Source organism: Clavibacter sp. MX14-G9D (assembly GCF_032917815.1).
In the GTDB taxonomy this organism is placed as follows: domain Bacteria; phylum Actinomycetota; class Actinomycetes; order Actinomycetales; family Microbacteriaceae; genus Clavibacter; species Clavibacter michiganensis_K.
In genome coordinates this window covers 1-9,001 of record NZ_JAVCVL010000114.1, presented here as the reverse complement: position 1 = coordinate 9,001, position 9,001 = coordinate 1, and the positions used below count along the sequence as shown (strand labels likewise).

Annotated in this window: 6 protein-coding genes; 1 reads left to right on the top strand and 5 read right to left on the bottom strand. The window is 73.2% G+C overall.

The window, feature by feature from the left end:
* From Q6969_RS10115 to dnaK, 5 genes are all read right to left on the bottom strand, one after another.
* Nucleotides 1-1,174 (bottom strand): class I SAM-dependent methyltransferase (locus Q6969_RS10115; RefSeq protein ID WP_317230327.1); only part of this gene is annotated, 1,174 nt, incomplete at its 3' end.
* Entirely contained in the window at nt 1,171-1,674 is a 504-nt protein-coding gene (locus Q6969_RS10110; RefSeq protein WP_317230326.1) for a heat shock protein transcriptional repressor HspR, read from the bottom strand. The genes Q6969_RS10115 and Q6969_RS10110, both read right to left, overlap by 4 nt.
* Before the next feature lies 1 nt (nt 1,675).
* Nucleotides 1,676-2,689: a DnaJ C-terminal domain-containing protein gene (locus tag Q6969_RS10105; RefSeq protein ID WP_104291267.1), complete on the bottom strand. Its 1,014-nt coding sequence runs from the start codon at nt 2,687-2,689 to the stop codon at nt 1,676-1,678.
* A gap of 120 nt (nt 2,690-2,809) precedes the next feature.
* Nucleotides 2,810-3,463: a nucleotide exchange factor GrpE gene (locus Q6969_RS10100; protein ID WP_317230325.1), complete on the bottom strand. Its 654-nt coding sequence runs from the start codon at nt 3,461-3,463 to the stop codon at nt 2,810-2,812.
* On the bottom strand, nt 3,460-5,331 hold the full coding sequence (gene dnaK, locus Q6969_RS10095; RefSeq protein ID WP_317230324.1) for a molecular chaperone DnaK: 1,872 nt from the start codon (nt 5,329-5,331) through the stop codon (nt 3,460-3,462). Before dnaK ends, Q6969_RS10100 begins: the two co-directional genes overlap by 4 nt.
* Before the next feature lie 474 nt (nt 5,332-5,805).
* Here dnaK and Q6969_RS10090 point away from each other — a divergent pair.
* The coding region (locus tag Q6969_RS10090) for an Ig-like domain-containing protein (protein WP_317230323.1) at nt 5,806-9,001 on the top strand (3,196 nt) is incomplete at its 3' end.

Genomic DNA, 9,001 nt, shown 5'->3' with positions numbered 1-9,001 from the left:
TCGTCGAGACGGCGACCGTGAACTTCGCGTTCCGCCCGGCCTCGCGGGTGGGCCCGACGATGCGCGTGAGCTGCGGCCGGTAGCCGAGCGGGCTGTTGTAGACGGTCCACAGCTGGCCGCCGGGACGGAGCATGCGGGCGGCCTCGGCGAAGAGGCGCGGCGCGAGGCCCGCGTGCACGGTGGCGCCCGTGTGGAAAGGCGGGTTGAGGAGCACGAGGTCCGCGGATCCGTCGGGCACGGACGCGCCCGCGTCGTCGCGCACCACGGTCACCCGCCCCGCGAGCCCGTTGGCGGCGACGGTGGCGCGCGCGGAGTCGACGGCGGCCCACGACTGGTCGGTCGCGACGACGCGCAGCCCCGGCCGGGCGAGCGCCACGGCCGAGGCGATGACGCCCGTGCCGCAGCCGAGGTCGACGGCGGACCGGGCGTCGTCGGGCAGCTCGGGGAGGAAGGTCAGCAGGAAGCGCGTGCCGATGTCGATGCGGGCACCCGCGAACGCGGCGCCGTGCGCGCGGACCTCGAGGCCGAGGTCGGGGTGCGACCCGCCGCGCGGGTAGGGGTCGCCGTCGTCCCCGCGCACGGGACCGCGCGCGACCAGGACCCGGGACTTCTGCCGCGCGAGCGTCGCGTGCACGTCCGCGAACCGGCGGCGGAGCACGTCGGTCATGGCGGGCGTGAGGTGCTTGACGCGACCTCCGGCGAGCACCGTGACGTCGTCGGCGGCGGCCCGGGCGACGAGGCCCGCCCACTCGTCGAGGGCGTCGAGGCTGCGCGGGAGGCGCGCGAGGACCACCCGGGCGCCGGCGGCGAGGGCGTCGTCGAGGCCGTGGTGGGCGATCACGGCCGTCTCGCCGACGAGCTCCGCGTTGAGGTCGAGCGCGGTCTCGGAGCTCAGCGCGTCCTGGTGGACGCGGAGGCGCAGCGGATCCGTCGCGCCGGACCGCCGCAGCGCCGCGGCCGCGCCGAGCGCCAGCGCGCCGTACTGGTCGCCGATGACGACGAGCTCGTCCGGTCGGACGGGATGCCCGGCGTCCGCGGTCGTCGCGAGGAGCGCGATCAGCTCGTCGAGGAGCAGGCGGTCGGCGGCGTCCACCGCGAAGAGGTTGTCGGCCTCCACGTCGGGCCGGCGGCGGAGCGCGCCGAGGTCGAGGAGCTCGTCGGCGGTGTCGCTCACCGTGCGTCGCGCCCGCCGGGTCCGCGCTCGGCGGATCCGCGCTCTGCGGATCCGCGTCCGGCGTCCGGCATGGTGAGCGCCGCGCGGTAGAGCACGACCTCGGTCTGCCGGGAGGGGCGCACGCCTGCGCGGAGCGACACGACGTCGCCGTCGCCGCGGGCCGCGAACACCCGGCGGCCGGGTCGGGAGAGGAGCTCGTCGGCGAGGGCCGACTCGAGCTGCCGCACGCGGCCGCGGAGCTCGGTCACCTGGTTCTCGAGCTCCAGGATCCGCGCGATCCCCTCGAGGCTGACGCCCTCCGCGCCCAGCCGGGCGACCTCCCGCAGCTGCACGATGTCGCGCATCGAGTAGCGGCGGGAGCGCCCGGCCGTGCGGGTGGGCGACACGAGCCCGAGCCGGTCGTACTGCCGGAGCGTCTGCGGGTGCATGCCCGACAGCTCGGCCGCCACGGAGATCACGAAGACGGGCGCGTCCTCGTCCATGGCGTCGCGGGGGTCCATGTCAGCCCCGGGCCCGCTCGATGAGCTCGGAGCGCGGGTCCTCGGCGGGTCCCGAGCCCGCGAACGCGTCGAGCGCGATCCGCTGGGCGTCGGTGAGGCGCGAGGGCACCGCCACCTCGATGCGCGCGAGCAGGTCGCCCGTGCCCTTCGGGGTGGTGACGCCGCGTCCCTTGACGCGCAGCACCTTGCCGCTGGACGTGCCGGGCGCGACCTTCAGCCGCACCGGGTCGCCGCCGAGCGTGGGCACCTCGATGGTCGCGCCGAGCGCGGCCTCGGGGAACGTGACGGGCACGTTCACCCGGAGGTTCAGCCCGTCCCGCTCGAACACGGGGTGGGGCCGCACGTGCACGGTGAGGATGATGTCGCCGGTCGCGCCGCCGTCGCCGGAAGGCTCGCCCTTGCCGGCCAGGCGGATCTTCTGCCCGTCGGTGACCCCCGCCGGCACGCGCACCGTGATGGGGCGGCCGTCGGAGTCCTGCAGGCGCACGACGTCGCCCTGCACCGCGGTGAGGAAGTCGATCGTGGTGGACGCGGTGACGTCGCGGCCCTTCGTGGGGGCGCCGTAGCCCCGGTAGCCGCCGGTCGACTGGCCGAAGCCGCCGTTGCCGAACATGCCGCCGAGGATGTCCTCGAACCCGCCCTGGCCGTACTGCGGCTGGCCGGATCCGAACCCGGCGCGCCGCCCGCGGCCGCCGGCCTGCTGGCCGAACATGCCGCCGAACACGTCCTCGAACCCGCCCGCCTGGCCGCCGCCGGCACCGGGTGCCGTGAAGCGCGCGCCCGAGCCCATCGCGCGGACCTGGTCGTACTCCTTGCGCTGCTCCTTGTCGGACAGCACGGCGTTCGCCTCGCTGATCTCCTTGAAGCGCGCCTCGGCCGACGGATCCGGGTTGCTGTCCGGGTGGTACTGCCGGGCGAGCTTGCGGTAGGCCTTCTTCAGGTCGGCCTCCGAGACGTCCTTGGACACTCCGAGGACCTTGTAGAAGTCCTTGTCGAACCAGTCCTGGCTGGCCATCAGACGCCTCCCTTCTTCTTCGTCTCGTGGTGGGGGCTGCACGACCCGGTCCGGGCGCCCGCGTGCGCGGGGGCCCGGACCGGGGTGGGTGCAGCCTCGTGGATGCTGCGGATGATGGTGCTACTCCGGCTTGTCGACGACGACCTTCGCGGCCCGCAGCAGCGTCTCGCCGACGTAGTAGCCACTCTCGACGACGTCCGCCACGGTGTCCACCTGGACCTCGGGGTTCGGCTTCTGGAAGATCGCCTCGTGCACCTGCGGGTCGAAGGCGTCGCCGACGGCGCCCACCTTGACCAGCCCGATGCGCTCCACGCTCGTCCGCAGCTTGGCGACGATCGCGGTGAGCGGTCCGCCCTCCGCGAGGTCGCCGTGCTTCTCGGCCCGGTCGAGGTCGTCGAGCACCGGCAGGATGCCCTTGACCACGTCGCCGACCGCGCGCTGCCGCTCGATCTCGCGGTTGGCCTCGGTGCGCTTGCGGTAGTTGGCGTACTCCGCGGTGACGCGCTTCAGGTCCGCGAGGTGCTCGGAGTCGCCCTCGACGGGCTCGTTCCGGGTCTGCTCGATGAGGTCCTGGAGCTCCTCGTCCATGGCGTCGGTCGTCTCGACGTCGGGGCCCTCGGCCTCGACGAACGCGCCGTCCTCACCGGGGACGGAGGCCGCGTCGGCCGCGGCGTCCGCCGTCGCGTCGGACCCGGCCGGGGACGGGGCGGCCGACTGCTCGGTGCCCTCGTCCTCGGGCGTCGTGCCCTCGCCGTTCGCGGTGTCCTCGGTCATCGGTCGGACTTCTTGTCCTCGTCGTCCTCGTCCACGACCTCGGCGTCGACGATGTCCTCGTCGTCCTTCTTCGCCTCGGGCGCGCCCTCGGACGCCTCACCGGCGGCCTGCTCCTGCTGGCCCTGCGCGTAGATGGCCTCGCCGAGCTTGGTCTGGCTCGCGGAGAGCTTGTCGAACGCGGTCTTCACCGCGGCCTCGTCGTCGCCCGCGAGGGCGCTCTTCAGGCCGTCGACGTCGCCCTGGACCTCGGACTTGACGTCCTCGGGGAGCTTGTCGTCGTTCTCCTTGATGAGCTTGTCGATCGAGTAGGCGAGCTGCTCGGCGTTGTTGCGCACCTCGGCCTGCTCGCGGCGCGTCTTGTCCTCCGCCGCGTGCTCCTCGGCCTCGCGCACCATGCGCTCGATGTCCTCCTTCGCGAGCGAGGATCCGCCCGTGATGGTCATCGACTGCTCCTTGCCGGTGCCCTTGTCCTTGGCGGACACGTGCACGATGCCGTTGGCGTCGATGTCGAAGGTGACCTCGACCTGCGGGATCCCGCGGGGCGCCGGGGCGATTCCCGTGAGCTCGAAGGTGCCGAGGTTCTTGTTGTCGCGGGTGAACTCGCGCTCGCCCTGGAAGACCTGGATCGCGACGGACGGCTGGTTGTCGTCGGCCGTGGTGAAGGTCTCGCTGCGCTTGGTCGGGATGGCCGTGTTGCGCTCGATGAGCTTGGTCATGATGCCGCCCTTGGTCTCGATGCCGAGGCTCAGGGGGGTGACGTCGATGAGCAGGACGTCCTTGCGCTCGCCCTTCAGCACGCCGGCCTGGAGCGCGGCGCCGACGGCGACGACCTCGTCCGGGTTGACGCCCTTGTTGGGCTCCTTGCCGCCCGTGAGCTTCTTGACGAGCTCGACGACGGCGGGCATGCGGGTGGATCCGCCGACGAGGACCACGTGGGCCACGTCGCCGACCGAGACGCCGGCCTCGCGGATGACGTCCTCGAAGGGCTTGCGGGTGCGCTCGAGCAGGTCGTTCGTGAGCTCCTCGAACTTGGCGCGGGTCAGCGTCTCGTCGAGGTTGGCCGGGCCGTTCTCCGTGAGGGAGAGGTAGGGCAGCTGGATGCTCGTGCTGGTGGAGGAGCTGAGCTCCTTCTTCGCCTGCTCCGCGGCCTCCTTGAGGCGCTGCTTGGCGATCTTGTCGTTGGAGACGTCGACGCCCGTCGACTCCTTGAAGCGCTTGACGAGGTGGTCGACGATGCGCTGGTCCCAGTCGTCGCCGCCGAGGCGGTTGTCGCCCGCGGTGGAGCGGACCTGGATGGTGCTGAAGTCGTCGTCCTTGCCCACCTCGAGGAGGGAGACGTCGAACGTGCCGCCGCCGAGGTCGAAGACGAGGATGAGCTCGTCCTCCTTGCCGCGGTCGAGGCCGTAGGCGAGGGCCGCCGCGGTGGGCTCGTTGATGATGCGCAGGACGTTGAGGCCCGCGATCTCGCCGGCCTCCTTCGTGGCCTGGCGCTCGGCGTCGTTGAAGTACGCGGGGACGGTGATGACCGCGTCGGTCACCGAGTCGCCCAGGTACTGCTCGGCGTCGCGCTTGAGCTTGCCGAGGATGCGGGCCGACAGCTCCTGCGACGTGTACTTCCTGTCGTCGATGCCGACGGTCCAGTCGGTGCCCATGTGGCGCTTGACCGACGAGATGGTGCGGTCGACGTTGGTGACGTTCTGGCGCTTGGCCGTCTCGCCGACCAGCACCTCGCCGTCCTTGGTGAACGCGACGACGGACGGCGTGGTGCGCGCGCCCTCGGCGTTGGCGATGACGGTGGGCTCCCCGCCCTCCAGGACCGAGACCACCGAGTTGGTGGTACCCAGGTCGATTCCTACTGCACGAGCCATGGGGTGTTCTCCTTCTATTGCCGCGACGCCCGGGTCACGGGGTCGCTTCGTGGGTGACGCGGGTGTGCCGCGGAGTCTGTCTCGCGGTGCCGCTTCGTCAGCGGCGTGCTACTTGAGCCGCGATGACTCAACTCTACTCGCGCTCCCCCGAGCGTCAAGTCGGGGGGGCGCGGACTTGAGCGATGTCGGCTCAACTCACAGGATCCGGGTGCCGATGCCGCAGCGTGTGCCCCGGGCGGGGGCCCGGGGACGTCGAACGGGGGCTACTGGTTCACCTAGATCGCTACTGGGACCCTGTACCAGCTCTGATCAGCACATTAGCGTCAGATGGCAGGCCGGGGGGCCTGAGGCGCCCCGCCCGGGGCGCACCGGAGCACGGGGGTGGTCGAGGTGGCGCGAGCGCGTGCTGTCCATGCTGCCCGACCGGAGACGGACGGGCCGCGCCGTCCTCTCGTCCGGCGCATCGCCGCGACCGTGGTCGCCGCCCTCGCCGCCACGCTCCTCGTGACCCTGCCCGCGCAGCCCGCGACCGCGGCCACGCAGCTCATCGCCGAGTCCTTCGGGAACGCGAACGTGCCGGATCCCGCCTGGAAGCCGCTCGGCAGCGCCTGCCTGACCCGCGCGACGACGGCTCCGCCGAGCGGCAGCAGCACGCTCGGCATCTGCTCGAGCCGCACCCTCGCCCCCGCGGCCGCGACCACGCCGGGATCCCTGCAGCTGACCGACAACCGCGGCAACGCCACCGGCGGCGTCGTCTACGACACCGCGATCCCCGCGAACGGCGGACTCGACATCCGCTTCGACCAATACCAGTACGGCACGGCCACCAGCGGCGCCGACGGGATCGGCTTCTTCCTCGCCGACGGCGGCGTCTCCCTCACCGGGGCCGGTGCGGCGGGGAGCGCGCTCGGCTACTCGCAGGCCGGGACGATCCCGGGCGTCAACGGCGGCTACCTCGGGGTGGGACTCGACGCCTACGGCGGCTTCTCGAGCACGAACGGCGGCGGGACCACGGGCTCGGCCTGCGTCACGCCGCCCGGCCAGCGCCCCAACGCGATCGCCCTGCGCGGACCCGGTCAGGGCACGGCGGGGTACTGCTACCTGACGGGCGCGACGCTCCCGACCGGCAAGACCCTGCGCGGCGTGGCCACCACCACCACGGCCACCGCGCCCGGCGCGGACCTCGGCCGCAGCATCCGCATCACCGTCTCGTCGGCGCGCCTCCCCGTCGTCACCGTCTACCACGGTCAGACCGCGGGGCTCGCCGACTCCGGCCTCACGCAGGTCCTGCAGTACACGATGACCACGCCCGCGCCCTCCTCCTTCAAGCTCGGGTACGTCGGGTCGACGGGCGGCCAGACCGACGCGCACCTGATCCGCAACGTCCGCGTGTCCTCCATCGACGACCTCCGCGCCCTCAACCTCGTCAAGCAGATCGACCGCACCGTCGCGCAGCCCGCCGCGTACGTCGAGGGCTCGGTGATCCCCTACCAGTTCGTCCTCACGAACACCGCGGGCGTGCTGCTGCTCAATCCCACCGTGACCGACCCGAACGCGACCGGCATCTCCTGCCCGGTGGCGGTGGGGATCATCGTCGGCGGGTCGATGACCTGCACGGGCCAGCACCGCGTGACGGCCGCCGAGGCCCTCGCGGGACCGTTCGTGAACACCGCGACCGCGAGCGCGCTCAACGTCCTCATCCCCGTGACGAGCAACCAGAGCACCGTGACCGCGCCCATCGCGACGCCCGCTCCCGCCCTGTCGCTGGAGAAGGTCGGCGTGCTCACCGACTCCAACGGCAACGGCCGCGCGGACGTCGGGGAGCGCATCGCCTACACGTTCACCGCGCGGAACACCGGGAACGTGTCCCTGCAGCAGGTGGCCGTGACGGATCCCCGCGTCTCGGGCATCACCCCCGCGACCGCGTCCCTCACCCCGACCACGGCGTCCGCCGCCGGGATCGGGACCTCCACCGCGACCTTCACCGCCGCCCCGTACACGGTCACCCAGGCCGACGTGAACGCCGGCACGACCCTCGTGAACACCGCCACCGCGAACGGCCGCACGCTCGCGGGGGTCGCCGCCCCCACCGCCACGTCCACCTCCACCATCCAGGTCAACCACGGCCCGGCCGTCACGGTGACGAAGGACGCGGTCCTCACGGGCGGCGCCGCGGTGGGCGCCACCATCGACTACTCCTTCCGGATCACGAACAGCGGCAACGTGCCGCTCACGGGCGTGGCCCTGACCGACCCGCTCGCGGGACTCTCCGCGATCACCTACGGCACCTGGCCGGGCACCGCGGGCTCCCTGCCCATCGGGGGATCGGTCACGGCGACCGCGCGCTACACGGTCAAGCAGACCGACCTCGACGCGGGATCCGTCGCGAACACGGCGACCGCGCGCGGCACGAGCCCCGCGGGCATCGTGGCGTCCGGACAGGCCACGCGGAACGTCTCCTTGGCGCGGACCGCCACGATCGCCCTCACCAAGACCGCGTCCGTCGCGAACGTGCCCGCCGCGGGCAGCCCGATCACGTACACGTTCCGCGCCACCAACACGGGCACGACGACCCTCACGGGCGTCAGCGTCTCGGATCCCCGCCCGGGCGTCTCGGCACCCGCCTACACCTGGCCGGGGACCGCGGGCACGCTCGCGCCCGGGCAGGTCGTGACGGCCACCTCCACCTATGCGGCGACCGCGGCGGACGTGCAGTCCGGCTCCATCGTCAACACCGCGACCGTGCGGGCCACGACATCGGCGGGCGCCACGATCACGCAGAACGCGACCGCGACCGTCACCGCCGTGCCGGACCCGCTGCCCGACGCCGCCACCACCGCCCAGGGCGTGCCCGTCGTGATCGACGTGCTGGCCAACGACGGACTTGCGGCGACCGGCGCGACCCTCAGCCGCGCCCAGCAGTCCGCGACGCCCACCCTCGTCGGCGGCGCCGCCGGACCCGTCCCGGCCAGCCCCGTCTCGGGCAGCGTCACCTGCGTCGCGACCGGCACCGAGCGCGGGCGCTGCACGTACCGCTCGGCGGACTTCTTCACCGGCACCGACGTCTTCGACTACTCGCTGTCGAGCTCCGTCGGCACCTGGAACGTGCGCGTGACCGTCACGGTGACGCCGCTGAACCGGGCCGCCGTGGCACGCCCGGACCGCATCGTGGCGACGACCGGCGGGCCCGCTGTGTCCGTGGATCCGACCCTCAACGACACCGACCCCGACGGCGACGCGCTGGCCGTGACGGGGGCGACCCCGCCCTCGGGCCTGCGCGGAACCTTCTCGTGCGCGGCGACGGCATGCACCTACACGCCGGCCGCGGACGGGTGGACGGGCACCATCGTGATCCCCTACTCGGCGACCGACCGGCCGTCGGCCCCGGGCACCGGCATCGTCGTCTCCTCCACGATCACCGTCTTCGTCGACCCCGCCCCCCTCGCCCCGCGCGGGTTCCACCACCGCGACACGGCGACGCAGGCAGCCGGCACCGGCACCTGGACCAGCACCACGACGATCGGCGCCGCCACGGCGAGCTGCGTCGCGGGCCGACCGAGCACCGCGCTCGCGTGGGCCGCGACGCCGGGCGCGACCGCGTTCCTCGTGGAGCGTCGCGTCGCCGGCGCCACGCCGGGCGCCTGGATGCAGGTCGCCCGCCTCGGCGCCG